At 64.3% G+C, this 15,681-nt stretch carries 12 protein-coding genes and 1 pseudogene; 11 read left to right on the plus strand and 2 right to left on the minus strand.

The genetic code is table 11. From position 1 onward, the window contains the following. Positions 1-24: 24 nt before the first annotated feature. Positions 25-555 (minus strand): GNAT family N-acetyltransferase, encoded by a 531-nt coding sequence (locus ACE3TY_RS14665; protein ID WP_374654219.1) that lies wholly within the window; start codon positions 553-555, stop codon positions 25-27. A gap of 88 nt (positions 556-643) precedes the next feature. Between ACE3TY_RS14665 and ACE3TY_RS14670 the strand changes: the two genes are divergently transcribed. The 9 genes and pseudogenes from ACE3TY_RS14670 (at position 644) to ACE3TY_RS14710 (ending at position 10,334) form a co-directional block, all read left to right on the plus strand. Further along, positions 644-1,426: a carbon-nitrogen hydrolase family protein gene (locus tag ACE3TY_RS14670; protein WP_374654221.1), complete on the plus strand. Its 783-nt coding sequence runs from the start codon at positions 644-646 to the stop codon at positions 1,424-1,426. Positions 1,427-1,957: 531 nt separating this feature from the next. Next, positions 1,958-2,704 (plus strand): annotated as a pseudogene (gene rhuM / locus ACE3TY_RS14675) (RhuM family protein). 147 nt (positions 2,705-2,851) lie between these two features. Then, positions 2,852-3,850, plus strand: a complete 999-nt coding sequence (locus ACE3TY_RS14680; protein WP_374654223.1) for a phosphotransferase enzyme family protein — start codon at positions 2,852-2,854, stop codon at positions 3,848-3,850. Between the two features lie 334 nt (positions 3,851-4,184). After that, the gene (locus ACE3TY_RS14685) at positions 4,185-5,075 is read left to right on the plus strand and encodes a proline iminopeptidase-family hydrolase (protein ID WP_374654225.1); all 891 of its coding nucleotides are present in this window, start codon (positions 4,185-4,187) and stop codon (positions 5,073-5,075) included. Beyond that, a complete protein-coding gene (locus tag ACE3TY_RS14690) occupies positions 5,072-6,016 on the plus strand; it encodes an ABC transporter permease (RefSeq protein WP_374654227.1) in 945 nt (314 codons plus the stop codon). The genes ACE3TY_RS14685 and ACE3TY_RS14690 overlap by 4 nt, the downstream gene beginning before the upstream one ends. Further along, entirely contained in the window at positions 6,013-6,858 is an 846-nt protein-coding gene (locus tag ACE3TY_RS14695) for an ABC transporter permease (RefSeq protein WP_374654229.1), read from the plus strand. Before ACE3TY_RS14690 ends, ACE3TY_RS14695 begins: the two co-directional genes overlap by 4 nt. Further along, the gene (locus tag ACE3TY_RS14700) at positions 6,855-7,841 is read left to right on the plus strand and encodes an ABC transporter ATP-binding protein (RefSeq protein WP_374654231.1); all 987 of its coding nucleotides are present in this window, start codon (positions 6,855-6,857) and stop codon (positions 7,839-7,841) included. The genes ACE3TY_RS14695 and ACE3TY_RS14700 overlap by 4 nt, the downstream gene beginning before the upstream one ends. Further along, entirely contained in the window at positions 7,838-8,824 is a 987-nt protein-coding gene (locus ACE3TY_RS14705) for an ABC transporter ATP-binding protein (RefSeq protein WP_374654233.1), read from the plus strand. Before ACE3TY_RS14700 ends, ACE3TY_RS14705 begins: the two co-directional genes overlap by 4 nt. Next, a complete protein-coding gene (locus tag ACE3TY_RS14710) occupies positions 8,817-10,334 on the plus strand; it encodes an ABC transporter substrate-binding protein (RefSeq protein ID WP_374654235.1) in 1,518 nt (505 codons plus the stop codon). The genes ACE3TY_RS14705 and ACE3TY_RS14710 overlap by 8 nt, the downstream gene beginning before the upstream one ends. A gap of 243 nt (positions 10,335-10,577) precedes the next feature. Here ACE3TY_RS14710 and ACE3TY_RS14715 read toward each other — a convergent pair whose 3' ends face one another. After that, complete coding sequence (locus ACE3TY_RS14715) at positions 10,578-12,701, minus strand: methyl-accepting chemotaxis protein (protein WP_374654237.1); 2,124 nt, start codon at positions 12,699-12,701, stop codon at positions 10,578-10,580. 237 nt (positions 12,702-12,938) lie between these two features. On the opposite strand from ACE3TY_RS14715, the gene ACE3TY_RS14720 reads away from it, so the two are divergent. Further along, positions 12,939-13,772, plus strand: coding sequence for a pirin family protein (locus tag ACE3TY_RS14720; protein WP_374654238.1), 834 nt, complete (start codon positions 12,939-12,941; stop codon positions 13,770-13,772). Between the two features lie 238 nt (positions 13,773-14,010). Then, positions 14,011-15,570, plus strand: a complete 1,560-nt coding sequence (locus ACE3TY_RS14725; RefSeq protein WP_374654240.1) for a trimethylamine methyltransferase family protein — start codon at positions 14,011-14,013, stop codon at positions 15,568-15,570. Positions 15,571-15,681: the final 111 nt, after the last annotated feature.

The following is a 15,681-nucleotide window of genomic DNA, read 5'->3' on the forward strand; positions in this document are numbered from 1 at the left end:
ATCAGAATTGATCGGGAACGGCTATCAGCCGGCCGGGACAGGGTCCGCATGGGCTGGGATGCCGAAGGGTTCTGGATAAATTATCCTGCCCTTTCTACCACTTAACGCGCTCTGGCGCAATTCCAGCGCCATGAAGGCCGGGCCCTCGAAGGGTGCCTGGAAACCCTGGAGCGGTTCGGGCGCGAAGCCGAAGTGCCGGTAATATTCCGGATGGCCCAGGACGACCGCGCAATCCCAGCCTTGGCGGCGCGCCTCGTCCAATCCCGCCGCGACCAGGGCACTGCCGACACCCTGGCGCTGATGCGCCGGCGCGACGGCCAAGGGCGCCAGCGCCAGGGCCAGCGCCGTGTCGCAACCGACCTCCACCAGCAGCGGGCTGAACAGGATATGGCCCAGGATGACATCGCCCTCGACCGAAGCAACAAGCGAGATCGCCGCAAGATCCGCCGCCATGAGATCGGCCACCAGCCGGCCCTCGAAAACCGTCCCAAAGGCGGAATCGTGCAGCCGGATCAAGGCCGGCAGATCGGCCTCCGTTGCGGGTTTGATATCCATGCATGAGATATAAGCGCCTCGCGGCTGACGCCAAGCTTAAGATAGTCTCGCGGGCGCCCATTCATTCGCGAAAGAAAGTCGGACATAAATGCGCCTCGCGCTGCTCCAGAATGATTCCGTGCCGCTCGATACCGGTTGGCAATTCGCCACCTTGGCCGAGGTGGCGCGGCACCTCTCCGGCACCGCCGACCTTCTGGTGACACCCGAACTCTTCATGACCGGCTATCGCATCGATGCCGCCGACATAAGGCGCCTTGCCGAACCCGCCGACGGTCCCTTCGCGCGGAAAGTGGCGCGCCTCGCCCAGGAAACGCATGTCGCCATCCTCTACGGCTTTCCCGAACGGGACGGCGATCGCCTCTATAATTCGGTGCAGGTCTTCGATGCGCTGGGGCGCCAACTCGCCCTCTATCGCAAGCTGCATCTCCCTTCGGACGAGGAGCGCGCCGTCTTCACGGCCGGCGACCGCCTCGTCACTTTCGATCTGGGCGGATTCAAGGTGGCCCCTCTCATCTGCTACGACGTCGAATTTCCCGAATCCGTGCGCGCCTGTGCCCTCTCCGGCGCCGACCTCGTCATAGCCCCGACCGCCTTGCGCCGGCACTGGGCGCGGATTGCCGAAATGATGATCCCCGTGCGCGCCTTGGAAAACGGTGTCTTCCTCGCTTATGCCAACCAGGCGGGCAGCGAAGCTGATTGGGACTATGCCGGCCTCTCCTGCATCATCGCCCCCGACGGCAAGGAACTGGTCCGCGCCAGCGACCAGCCCGCCGTCATCCTCGCCGAATTGGATAGAGCGGAAATCGGCAACGCCCGCGCCAAACTCGCATATCTCCGCGATGCGCGCTTCAGCTTGACTGGGCCCGCGTAACGCGGGCGGCACATCTCCGTCAAAGGGGTCGGGCTATTGCATGTACCCAAATTCGTCATGCCCGGACTTGATCCGGGCATCTGGTTCGACCGGGCTCTGTCTTTCAGTTGCTGGCTGATCCCCGGGTCCCCGCCGACGCATGAAATTCAACATGCGATAACCCTGGTCAAAGGGGGGGAGACCCTAGGCACGGAGGAGTTGTTGCTATAATGTTCTATTGAGAGTGACAGGCAAGGCAGCAAGATGACCGAAAACAGGGAAGGTGGGCCCGTCCACTTGGTCGAGGATCCGGAAACCGGCGACCGGTTCCTGGTCTATGGCACCGACAAGGGACTCCAGTTCGATATCCGTTATGAAGGCGAAACACTGTGGATGACCCAGGCGCAAATCGGCCAGCTTTTCGGCCGCGACGTATCCACCATTTCGCGGCACATCGCCAATGTTCTCGATGAGGGAGAACTGGACGAAGCGACTTCTTTGCAAAAACTGCAAACAACGATGGGCCGCCCCGCAACCCTCTACAACCTCGATATGGTCATCTCGGTGGGCTACCGCGTGTCCTCGGCCCAGGCCACGCTCTTCCGCCGCTGGGCGACCTCTGTCCTGGTTCAGTTCGCCAGGAAGGGCTTCGTGGTCGATTCCCGGCGCCTCAAGCAGCCGGAAAATGCCGACAGGGTCGCCGAACTGCGCGAGATCATCCGCGACATCCGTTCGGACGAAGCGAATGTCTAGCGCGAGCTGAAGCACATTTGTGCCCTGTGCCAGGATTATGACGGCTCAACCGAATCCGCGCGGGACTTCTATCAGCGGACGCAGGCCAAACTGGTCTATGCCGTCACCTCGCAGACGCCTTCGGAAATCGTGATGGCCAGGGCCGATTCCGGCGTCGCGAATATGGGCCTGCAGATCTGGCCGAACGACAATATTCGCTAGACCGATGTCGCGACATCGAAGAACTATCTGGCCGAATCCGAAATCAAGGAACTGAACCGGCTGACCACGATCCTGCTCGACATATTCAAGGATCAGCTCGATCTGGGCCGCCTGGTGGTGATGCGGGACGCCCAGGAGCTTCTGGACCGCCAGCTTTCGCAGCTCGGCCGTGCCGTACTGAAGACGGGCGGCTTGGTGAAAGCCGCTGACGCGAGGCGGCACGCGGAAGCCCAGTACGAGAAATTCGCTCGCCAGCGAAGGCTCGAACGTCATCAAGACGCCGACAAGAACATAGCTGATCTGGCGCAGGAGGCGAAGAAGCTTCCCAAAAAGCCGCGGCGCTAAGCGCCCGCATTCCATTCCCGGCCACCTATGAATTTCTCCGCAATGGGATAAGGCGCGGGTCCGTTTGCGCTATTTCCTGCCGCTCCCTTGCAAGTATGCGGGCGTCCGCTCTATGACACTTGCCGACCGCATCACCCGAACAGACGCATGACCCACCCGCTGACCTCCGCCCAGCTCACGCCTTTCATCACCGACCTCGCTATCTCCGCCCTGCCGCGCTGGCACTTGCATGGCGCCGAGGTGAAACTCATCAATCATTCGGAAAACTGGACCTTCCGCGTGCAGCCGAAGAATTGCCAGCGGCCCGTGATCCTGCGCGTGCACCGTGCGGGCTATCACAGCCTGGGCGGGATCCGCAGCGAACTGGCCTGGATGCGGGCATTGCAGCGCGAGGCGGGCGTCAAGACACCCCAGGCGATACCAGGCCGCGACGGCGCCGACATCCAGACCGTTTCGCATCCGGCGCTGGAGAGCCCGCGCCATTGCGTGCTGTTCGAATTCATCGACGGGATCGAGCCGCCGCGGGACGATCTCATCGCGCCCTTCCGCCAATTGGGCGAGGTCACGGCGCGGTGCCACAATCACAGCGAACAATGGATGCGGCCTGCCTATTTCGACCGCCTTGCCTGGGACTTCGACCATGCCGTCGGCGCCGCGCCCAATTGGGGCGATTGGCGTTTCGGGCCGGATTGCACGCCGGACCGCGCGGCCCTCATCCAGCGCGCGGTCGATCTCCTCGCGCGGCGTCTCGCCGCTTTCGGCCAGGCGCGCAATCGCTATGGCTATATCCATGCCGATTTCCGCCTCGCCAACCTGCTGCTGCACGAGGGCGATGTACGCGTCATCGATTTCGACGATAGCGGCCTCGGCTGGTTTCTTTACGATGCGGCGACGGCGGTGAGCTTCTTCGAGACCCGCGCCGACGTGCCGGACCTGATCGAAGCCTGGAAGGATGGCTATCGCCGCCAGCGCGCGCTCTCCAGCATCGAAGCGGATGAGATCGACAGCTTCATCCTTCTGCGCCGACTGACCCTCTTCGCCTGGATGGGATCGCACGGCGAAACCGACCTCGCGCGAACAGAAGGACCGGGTTACGCGGAAGGCAGCGCGGAACTGGCGGAGAAGTACCTCACGCGTTTCGGGTGATGGAGGCCAGCCCAATACGGCCTCATCTCCCTCTCCCCTCGCGGCAGAGGGTCGGGGTGAGGGGGTGGTGAGAACGGACTCGTTGAGAGATCCCCCTCACCCGCTCGGCTCTCGCCTCGCCGCCCTCTCCCGCGAGGGGCGAGGGCTCACGCATCCGGTCAAGCGAACGTCCTCACCCGTCAAGCGCCTGCATCCCGCGCAGCCTAGTTTTGCATCCACCGTGCGGCGAATGCGCTTGCTCTCGCATCTGCGAAAGCCCTAGCATCGCTGCTATACGCGCGCCGAACAAGAGCGCGTGACGAGACAGGCTGGTTGAACTTCGAGGGGACGGACGATGTGGCGCGAGATTGCCGCCGACGAACGGCATGAGATTGCGGTCGATGGCTATAAGGTCGTCGCCTATTCCTTCGGCAAGGGGCCGGAAACCATCCTCTGCCTCAATGGCGGGCCGGGCCTCCCTTGCGATTATCTGCGCGAGGCGCATTCCTGCCTCATCGATCAAGGTTATCGTGTCGTCGCCTTCGACCAGCTCGGCACCGGTGCTTCCGACCGGCCGACCGATGCGAAACTCTGGAACATCACGCGCTATGTGGCGGAGGTCGAAACCGTCCGCACGGCGCTGAACCTGGGCCGGGTGCATCTCCTTGGCCATTCCTGGGGCGGCTGGCTCTCGATCGAATATGCGGTGACGCATCCTGGGAATCTGAAGACGCTGATCCTCGAAGACACCAATGCCGACATGCCGCATCTCGTTTCGGAACTGATGCGCCTGCGCGATGCGTTGGGCTCCGAAACCGTCGCCATGATGCAGCGGCACGAAGCGCAGGGCACGCTGACGCATCCCGAATATCAGGCCGCCGTCACCATCCTCAATTACCGCCATGTCTGCAGGCTTCAGGAATGGCCGGCGCCGGTCAAACGCTCGCTCGACGATTGGAACATGGGGCCTTACGTCACCATGCAGGGGCCCAACGAATTCCTCTATACCGGCAATCTCAAGGATTGGAACCGCGTCCCCGATTTGCACAGGATTCCCTGTCCCGTGCTGATCACGACCGGCCAGCATGACGAACTGACGCCGGCCTGCTCGATGCGCATGAAGCTGCACCTGAAGAATGCCGAACTCCACGTCTTCCCCAATTCCAGCCACATGCCTTTCTACGAAGAGCCGCATGCCTATTATCCGGTGCTGAGCAGTTTCCTGAAGCGTCATTCCGGCAAATGACTCTCCACCGCTACCGATTCATCCTGGCGCGGCCGCTGCAGCTTCTGCCCGTTCTGCTCGGCATCAGCATCGTCACCTTCGTCCTGGTGCGGCTTATCCCCGGCGATCCGGCACGCGTGCTGCTGGGGGCCAAATCGACGCCGGAAGCCATCGCCCGCATCCGCGCGCAGTTCGGTCTCGATGAGCCGATCTGGCTGCAATATTTCTATTTCCTCAAGAACCTCGCGCTGGGCGATATGGGGAAGTCGATCCTTTATAAGATCCCCGTGCTGCAGCTGATCGCCGAGCGCCTGGCGCCCACCTCGCTGCTGATCCTGGGCAGCGTCGTGCTGGCGCTGGCGCTGGCCATTCCGCTGGCCTCGCTCGCGGCGACGCGGCGCGGGCGCGTGGCGGATCATGCCATCCGCCTCCTTTCGACCGCGGGCCTGGGCTTCCCGCCCTTCTGGCTCGCCATCATGCTGATCATCCTCTTCAGCGTGAAGCTCGACCTTTTTCCCGTGGCGGGCTATGGCGATATGTGGGGCGACCGGCTGCATCATCTGGTGCTGCCCTGCTTCACGGTGGCGCTGGCCTTGTCCGCCGTCGTCACGCGCAATCTGCGCGCCAGCATGATCGCGGAACTGGCCTCCGACCATGCCACCGCCGCCAGGGCGCGGGGCCTTTCCGAAGCGCGCATCTTCTGGCGCCATGTGCTGCCCAATGCCGTCATCCCGGCCATCAATCTGCTGGCCGTCAATATCGGCTGGCTGATCGGCGGCAGCGTCGTCATCGAGACGGTCTTCTCCATTCCCGGCATGGGCCAGCTCCTGGTGCGCGGCATCTTCACGCGCGACTACATGGTGGTGCAGTCGGTCGCCATGGTCTTTGCCTGCGCCACCGTCATCGTCAATTTCCTGGCCGACGTGCTCACCGTCGCCATCGATCCCCGGGTGGAGCTATGAATGCCGTTGCGTTGCGCCCTGCCTGGCTGCCGCGTTTGGGCAAGCATCCGCTGCCGCTGATATTGGGTGGCTTGCTCATCGGCGCCATCGTGCTGCTGGCGCTCTTTGCCCCCATCGTGGCGCCGTTCGATCCCATTGCGCAGAATCTCGATGTGAAGCTGCAGGGCCCAAGTCCCGCGCATCCGTTCGGCACCGACAATTTCGGTCGCGACATCCTCTCGCGCATCATCTGGGGGGCGCGCATCGATCTGCAGATGGGCCTCATCGGCGTCGCCTTCCCGTTCCTCATCGGCACCGCCATCGGCGCCATCGCCGGCTATGCCGGCCGCGTCGTGGATGCGGTGGCGATGCGCCTCGTCGATATCGTGCTGGCCTTTCCCTTCCTGGTCCTGATGCTCGCCATCATCGCCATTCTGAAGCCCGGCCTCGGCAGCTTCTACATCGCCATGGCGCTGGTGGGCTGGGTCTCCTATGCGCGGCTCATCCGCGCGCAGGTGCTGGTCTTGAAGTCGGCCGATTTCGTGCTGGCGGCGCGGAGTCTGGGCTACGGCCATCCGCGCATCCTCTTCCGCCACATCCTGCCCAATGTACTCACCGGCTCGATCGTCTTCTCGATGTCGGATGTGGTGCTGGTGGTCTTGAACGGTGCCGCCATCTCGTATCTGGGGCTGGGTGTCCAGCCGCCGACCGCCGAATGGGGCATCATGATCGCCGAGGGGCAGAACTTCATCACCACCGCCTGGTGGATCACCGCCTTTCCGGGCCTCGCCATCGTCGTCATGGCGCTGGGCTTCAGCCTCCTGGCCGACGGATTGGGCGAAAAACTGGGGGTTCGGGAATGAGCCCCGGAAAGACCCTTCTGCGGGTCGAAAACCTCTCCGTCCGGGCGCGTTTGGGCGGGCGCATATTCTACATTGTAGAACAAACGTCATTTTCGCTCCGCCGGGGCGAGGTGCTGGGACTGGTCGGCGAAAGCGGGTCGGGAAAGTCGGTGACCTGCCGGGCGCTCCTTCGCCTCCTCCCCGGCGCCAATCTCGAGCTGGCCGAGGGCAAGGTCATTTTCGACGGGCGCGACTTCACGGCGATGGCGGAGCCTGAAATCCGCGCCGAACGCGGCGCCTCCATCGGCATGATCTTTCAGAACCCGGCCAGCCATCTCGACCCCGTCATGAGTATCGGCGAGCAGGTCGCGGAATCGATCGTGCTGCACCGGGGCGTCTCACGCGCGGAAGGCTGGTCGCAGACCGTCGACCTGCTGCGCCAGGTGGGTATTCCCGACCCCGCGCGCCGCGCGCGGCAATATGCGCATGAATTTTCCGGCGGCATGAAGCAGCGCGCGATGATCGCGGCGGCATTGGCGTGCGATCCGCAGCTGCTCATCGCCGACGAGCCGACGACGGCGCTCGATGTGACGGTGCAGGCGCAGATATTGCGGCTGCTGCTGGATCTCAGGGACAAGCGCGGGCTTTCGATCATCCTGGTGACGCACGATCTGGGCGTGGTGGCGCAGTCCTGCGATTCCATCGCCGTCATGTATGGCGGGCGCATCGTCGAGCGGGGACCCAAGCGCGATGTCTTGAAGGCGCCCTATCATCCCTACACCGCGCGCTTGATTGCGTGTCAGCCGGCGCATGGTGCGGGGAGCGGGTTGCTGCCGAGCATTCCGGGCCAGCCGCCAAGCGCCGGCGACATGCCACCGGGCTGCCGCTTTCATCCGCGCTGCGATCTGGCGCGGCCGAGCTGCCGGGAAGATGTGCCGGCGCTGGTGAGGCGTGCGGCAAGTCATCTGGCGGCCTGTCCGGTGACGGCGGAGATGGAGCCATGAGCGCGCCGCTGCTCCGCGTCAAGGATTTGCAGGTGCATTTCCCTGGCCCCAAGGGCCGGCTGGTGCGCGCGGTCAACGGCGTCAGTTTCACGCTGAAACCGGGCGAAACCTTGGGCCTGGTCGGCGAGAGCGGCTGCGGCAAGAGCACGCTCGGCCGCGCCATCCTGCGCCTTGGCGACATCAGTGCGGGCGCGGTCGATTTCGACGGCATCGATGTGGGCGGCGGCGATCGCGATGCCATCCTGCGGCTGCGGCTGGAAACCGCGATGATCTTCCAGGATCCCTATAATGCCTTGAATCCACGCCTTTCCATCGGCCAGGCGATCGCGGAAGTCCTGCGCGTTCATCGCAAGGTGCCGCCGGCGCGGATCGCGGCGCGTGTCGCCGAACTGATGCAGCTGGTGGGCCTCAGCCCCGACCTCGCCAACCGGCGGCCGCGCGCCCTTTCCGGCGGGCAGTGCCAGCGCGCCGGCATCGCCCGGGCGCTGGCCATCGTACCCAAGCTCATCGTCGCCGACGAATGCGTGGCGGCGCTCGACGTCTCGATCCAGGCGCAGATCATCAATCTGCTGATCGAGCTCAAGGCGCGCATGAACCTCGCCCTCATCTTCATCGCCCACGATCTCGGCGTGGTGCGGCGCATCTGCGACCGCGTCGCCGTCATGTATCTGGGGCGCATCGTCGAGGAAGGTGCCACCGAGGACGTCTTCGGCGCGCCCCGGCATCCCTATACCAGGGCCCTGATGCGGGCGATCCCGGAGATCGATCCCGACCGCATCCTGCCGGCCGATCCCCTGGGCGGCGAACCGCCAAGCCCGCTCGACCTGCCGACGGGCTGCGCCTTTCATCCGCGCTGTGCCGACGCGATGCCGGTTTGCCGCCAGGAATATCCGGCGCAGCGCTTCGTGGCCGGATGCCGTGTTGCCTGTCACCTCTATCAAGACCAGACCACCCACAGCGAACAGGAGAGGATCCATGCTTAAGAAGAAATGGCTGAGTATCGGTGCCGCGAGCATCTTCGCGCTGCTGACATTGGGGACCAGCATGGCCGAGGCCGACGGCGTGCTGACCATCGGCCGGCGCGAGGACGGGACCACCTTCGACCCGATCAAGACCACGCAGAACGTCGATTTCTGGGTGTTCTCGAACATTTTCGATGTGCTGGTGCGCGTCGACAAGACCGGCACCAGGCTGGAGCCGGGCATTGCCGAAAGCTGGGAAGTCTCGGGCGACGGTCTTACCTACACGTTCAAGATCCGCGACGCGAAATTCTCCGACGGTTCGGCCGTGACCGCCAAGGACGCAGCCTTCAGCCTGACCCGCATCCGCGACAATGAAGGCTCGCTCTGGGCCGACAGCTACAAGGTGATCAAGACCGCGGAAGCCGCGGACGACCATACGCTGGTCATCACGTTGACGCAGCCGGCGGCCCCGTTCCTGGCCTCGCTCGCCATGCCGGGCGCCTCGATCCTCTCCGAAAAATCGGTCACCGAACTGGGCGAGGAGGCGATCGCCGAAAAGCCGCTGGGTTCGGGCGCCTTCGAACTGGTCGAGTGGAAGCGCGGCGACAAGGTCGTGCTGAAGAAGAACCCGAATTTCTGGGAAGCCGACCGCGTCAAGCTCGATGGTGTCGAATGGGTCTCGATCCCCGACGACAATACCCGCATGCTGAAGGTGCAGGCGGGCGAGCTCGATGCCGCCATCTTCGTGCCCTTCTCCCGCATCGCCGAGCTGCAGAAGGATGCCAGTCTCAGCGTCCATCTCGACCCCTCGACGCGCGAGGATCATCTCCTCATCAACCAGCGCAACGAGATTCTGGCGAAGGTTCCGGTGCGTCAGGCTCTGGACATGGCGATCGACAAGCAGGCCATCGTCGACACGGCGACCTTCGGCTTCGGTGAAGTCGCCAATTCCTATGTGCCCAAGGGCGCGCTCTATCACAACGACGGCAATCTGCAGCGGCCTTACGATCCGGAAGGTGCCAGGAAGCTGCTGGAAGGCGCCGGTGTCTCCGACCTCTCCCTCAGCTTCATCGTCGATACCGGCGACGAGGTGCAGGAGCAGACCGCGATCCTCATCCAGGAACAGCTGGCCAAGGCCGGCATCACGGTGAACATCGCCAAGGTCGATCCCAGCTCGTCCTGGCAGATGGAAGTCGATGGCGAATACGACCTGGCCATCAACTATTGGACCAATGACGTGATCGACCCGGACCAGAAGACGACCTTCGTGCTGGGCCATGACGCCAACAACAATTACATGACCCATTACCAGAACGACAAGGTGAAGGAACTGGTGGCGGCGGCCCGCGTCGAGATGGACCCGGCAAAGCGCGAGGCCATGTATATCGAGATCCAGACCATCGCCAAGGACGAGGCGCACTGGATCGATCTCTATTACAGCCCCTATCGCAATGTCAGCCGGAAGAATATCGAAGGCTTCTACCAGAACCCGCTCGGCCGTTTCTTCCTCGAGGATACGGTGAAGAACTGAGCTGAAAAAGCCGAGACTGGAACGCCTACCCCTCACCCCAACCCTCGCCCCGCGATAGCGGGGAGGGGTTGGGGTGAGGGGTGTTTCCATCAAACGCTGTTACATTTTTCCGTCATCCCGGGGCCTTGCCGGTGCATGCCGACATGCGTCGGCGGGGGCCCGGGGGTGACAAATTCGGGTACATGCGATTGCCCTGGGGAATACCGGAGCAAGGCGCGCGATTCCGGGTAATGTTGAAATGCTCTAAAGCCGCCGCACCACATGCAGGAAGGTTTCGACCTCCTTGCGCAGGACGGCGCCGTTCCTGGCCAGTTCGGCGGCGGCGGTAAGCACCTGGTGCGAGGCTTGGCTGGTATGCTCCGATGCCTCGGTGACGCCGCCGATATTGGCGGATACCTCGGTGGTGCCGGCCGCCACCTGCTGGACGTTGCGCGATATCTCCTGGGTCGCCGCCCCCTGTTCCTCCACGGCCGACGCGATGGCGCCGGAAATCTCGCTGATGCGACCGATCACCTTGGTGATGTCGCGGATGGCATCGGCCGAACTTTCGCTCGATTGCTGGATCGCCCGTACCTGGCCGCCGATTTCATCGGTGGCCTTCGCTGTCTGCATCGCCAGATTCTTCACTTCGGAAGCGACCACGGCGAAGCCCTTGCCTGCTTCGCCCGCCCGCGCCGCCTCGATCGTCGCGTTCAAGGCCAGCAGGTTGGTCTGGCTGGCGATCTCGTTGATGAGGGTTACGACATTGCCGATCTTCTCGGCGGCGTCGGCCAGGGTTCTCACGCGGGTATTGGTTGTATCCGCCTGGGCCACCGCATCGCCCACGACGCGGTTCGATTCGGTCACCTGGTTGCCGATCTCCCCGATCGAGGCGGATAATTCCTCGGTCGCCGAAGCCACGGTCTGCACGCTCTGGGTCATTTCGACGGCGGCATTGGCCACGACATTGGACTGCCGCGCCGTTTCCTCGGCGGTGGCCGACATTGCCTGGGCGGTCGTCTGCAATTCGGTCGCGGCGGCGCTCACACCCTCGACCACCGCGCCGATCGCCTTGTCGAACTGGGTGACGGCTGCTTCCATCTGCTTGCCGCGCTCGATCTGGCGTTCCTGGGCCTCGACCTGCTGCCTTGCCAGCTCGCGCCCCTCGATCAGCTTGCCGCGGAACTGTTCGGTCGCCTGGGCCATTTCGCCCAGTTCGTCCTTGCGCGCGGTCGCCGGAACGGTGACCGTATATTCGCCCCCGGCCATGACGCGCATCACGTGGGTGAGGGCCGCCAGCGGCCGTGCGATCGCGCGCGCGCCGAAGAAGCCGACGATCGCGGCGAGGAAAAGCGCAATCGCCCCCACGGCGAGAATGATGTTGCGCGTCGCGCGTACGGGAGCAAAGATTTCCTCGGCATCGACCTCGCCGATGACGGCCCAGCTGACGCCTTCGAAGATGACCGGCTTATAGGCCGAGACAACGTCGATGCCGCGATAATCCTCGATCGGCAGCACGCCTGTCTCTCCCTTGAGGGCGGCGGCGACTGTCGGTGTCGCCACCTCCTGACTGAGGATCGAGGTTTCGTCCGGTTTCAGGAAACGCGAATCGCTGCGCATCAGATTGTCGGCGCCGACGATATAGGTTTCGCCGCTTTCACCCATGCCCTCGGCCCGCTGCATGACGGCATTGATGCGCCCGATCGGCATCTGGAAGATGAGCGTGCCGAGAAATTCGCCCTGTTCCATGATCGGCGCGGCCATGAAACTGGCCGGGACACCCTTGCTGGGGGCGTAGGCGGCGAAATCCGAGAAGGCGATGGCGACGCTGCCCTTGCCGTCGTCGATCTTGCGCCAGACCTTGGCAAGATCGCTCTCCTTCCATTCCCCCGCCGCCAGGCTGGTGCCGAAATCCGGCTCCTTGGTGTACGAATAAACGACGTCGCCCGCGGGGCCCACCAGGAAGATGTCGTAGTAGCCCCGCGTTTCGGCGATCGAGCGATACCAGGGATGGAACGCCGCATGCGCCGCGCTGTAGGGCGAGCCGTCGGCGGCGGCGTCGAGCTCCCACAATTTGCCCGGATTGGGATTCTCATCGACATAGAGCTTGCGCGGAGCGCCTTCCGGAAGTTCGCGGTAGCCCTTGGCAAGGGCGGTGACGGCGCGGTGCGTGTCGCCAGCCAGCGCCAGCAGGGAAAGATCCTCGACGATGCTGTCGAGATAATCCTGGAGCGCCGCGGCACGCGCATCGACCAGCGCCACCAGCTTGCCTTCGGCGGATTGGCGCAACGCGCCCTGGGCGAAATAGACCGCGATGAGGCCCAGCGTCACGATCGACGCGGCGATGAGCGCGGTGACGGCGGCGGGCATCTTGGCAGCAAGCTTCATGATCGGCCTCCCCAATGCATAAGCGCCCCAGCGACGAAGGATGCGCCGAAAGAATTAATTTTATGCAAACCCGGCCTGGTTGCAGACAATTGAAATGTCAGCGCTTTCTCAACCAGCCCACATGAACAGGGTTAACGGCTGTTGCCGTCCAGTGAACAATGAGATGCGCAAAGTCGCTATTGTCGGTTTCCATCCCCACGCCTAGCTTCCGCCTGGCGAGAAGGAGCGCGGCAAGCCATGGCGATCAGAGAGACGCGGCACATCATCAAGGGGCAGGAAACGTCGGACGGCGCCGGCGTCAAGATGAAGCGCCTCTTTCCGGTGCCGGGGGTCACGCAGGTCGATCCCTTTCTGCTGTTCGACGAATTCGGCTCGGACGATCCCGGCGCCTATATCGGCGGCTTTCCCGACCATCCGCATCGCGGCTTCGAGACGGTCACCTATATGCTGGCCGGGCGCATGCGCCATTTCGACAGCCGCGGCAACAGCGGGCTCCTCGTATCCGGCGGCGCGCAATGGATGACGGCCGGGCGCGGCCTCATCCATTCGGAAATGCCGGAACAGACCGACGGCCTGATGCGCGGCTTCCAGATCTGGATCAACCTGCCGGCCGCCGAGAAGATGGCGGCGCCGCGCTATCAGGATTACGCGCCCGCCGAGATTCCGGCGACGAAACTGCCCAACGGCATCGTGCTGAAGGTCGTGGCCGGCACGGCGGAAGGCATCAGCGGCCCGGTCAACGGCGTCTCGCGCCAGCCGCTTCTCGTCGATGCGGCCTTGCCGGCGGGGACAAGCTGGCGGCACAAGGTCGATGCGCAGGCGACCGTGCTGGCGCATGTGTTCGAAGGTTCGGCCGAAATCGGCGGCCGCCCGGTCGGTGCGACGCAGATGGCGGTGCTGGGCGAAGGCGACGAGATCGACATCGAAGCCGGCCCCGATGGCGCGCGCATCCTCGTCCTCGCCGCCCGGCCGATCGGCGAACCGGTCGTGCGCGCCGGCCCTTTCGTCATGAACACGAGGGCCGAGATCGAACAGGCATTCAAGGACTACCAATCCGGCCAATTGGCGTGATGCTTCTCGTTGTCGATAGCCGTCATTGACACCCCCACACCCTGACCCTCCCCCTGAAGGGAGAGGGGATTGCGGCGCGTGCAGCGCGGCAATGAGTTCTGCGCATCGCGCTAGCGCATAATTGCGCGCGGGGTGTTCTGTTCAGTCGGTCATGCACTCGCTAATGTCACCTCTACGCCTCCTCCTCGAAGGCCCTGCCCTTCGAAGGGAGAGGGAAGGATTGAAAGGGCGGAGTGTCATGAGCGACGATCTCGAAAGTGGCGCGCGGGTGCGGCGGCGGGGGGTGGAGCATCCGCGGCGGCCGCGCGAGAGCGGGCTTTCCCAGGGGCATTTTCCGGCGATCCTCAAGCGCCATCTCAAACCGGTCGAGCCGCTCCATCCCGAACAGGTCGAGGCGATTCACCGCGCCTCGCTGACCATTCTGGATGAGATCGGCATCGAATTCATGGGCGCCAAGGCGCGTGCCGCTTTCGCCAAGGCCGGCGCCAAGGTCGATGAGGGAACGGGCCTGGTGCGCATCCCCGCCGAACTCATCGCCGAGGCGCTCAAAACCGCGCCGCGCGCATTCGCGCTGACGCCGCGCAATCCGGCGCGCCGCATCGAGGTTGGCGGCGACGCGATGGCTTTCAGCCTGGTGGCCGGCCCGCCCACGGTCGAGGATCGCATCAACGGGCGGCGCGCCGGCAATCTCTCCGATTATCGGCGCCTCATCCAGCTGGGGCAGAGCTTCGACATCATCCATCTTCTCGGCAACCAGCCGACGGCGCCGCAGGAATTGCCGGCGGCGAGCCGGCATCTCGATTGCTATCTCGCCAATCTCACTTACTCCGACAAGGTCTATCACTGCACGGCCATCGGCGCCGAGCGGGCGCTCGACGGCATCGACATGATGGCGATCGCGCGTGGGAAGACGCGCGAAGACCTCATCGACGATCCATCGGTCCTCACCATCATCTCGGTGAATTCGCCGCGCCGCTTCGACGAGGCGATGAGCGACGGGCTGATGGCGATGGCGGAATGGGGCCAGGCCACGGTGGTGACACCCTTCACCCTGATGGGTGCGATGGCGCCGGTCAGCCTTGCCGCCGCCTTGGCGCAGCAGAATGCGGAGGCGCTGGCCGGCATCGTCCTGACGCAGCTTGCGCGCCCCGGTGCGCCCGTGGTCTACGGCGCCTTCACGTCGAACGTGGATCTGCGCTCCGGGGCACCCGCCTTCGGCACGGCGGAGAATGCACGCGCGACCTTGATCGGCGGGCAATTGGCGCGGCGCTGCGGCCTTCCCTACCGCGCCAGCAATGCCAGTGCCAGCAACGCCGTCGATGCGCAGGCGGCGTATGAATCGGAAATGTCGCTCTGGTCGGCGGTGCTGGGCGGGGCCAATATCGTCTATCACGGGGCGGGGTGGATGGAAGGCGGGCTTTGCGCCTCGTTCGAGAAGATCGTGCTGGATGTCGAGATGCTGCAGCTGATGGCGGGGCTGGTGCAGCCCTTCGATATCTCCGATGCCGAACTGGGCCTCGACGCGCAGCGCGAAGTGGCTCCCGGCGGGCATTTCTTCGGCGCGCAGCATACGCTGGCACGCTATCAGAATGCGTTCCACAAGCCACTCATCGCCGATTGGCGCTCCTATGCCAACTGGGCGGCGGACGGTGCCAGGGACGCAACCATGCGCGCGACCTCGGTCTGGCAGCAGGCGCTGAATTCATACGTGGCGCCGCCGCTCGATCCCGGCATCGCCGAAGCGCTGGAGGCCTTCGTCGCCCGGCGCAGGCAAGAACGCCGCGGCGCGCAGGACTGAGCCGCCGCTCCTTCCCTGGCTGTCAGGAAGCGACCGTCGGGTGGCGGCCGTCGGGTGGCGCTAGGGCGCCAATTGCATTTCCCTCGCCGATCGGGCATCAATCGGGCCCGC

The organism is Dongia sp. (genome assembly GCF_041918875.1).
Taxonomy (GTDB): Bacteria; Pseudomonadota; Alphaproteobacteria; order Dongiales; family Dongiaceae; genus Dongia.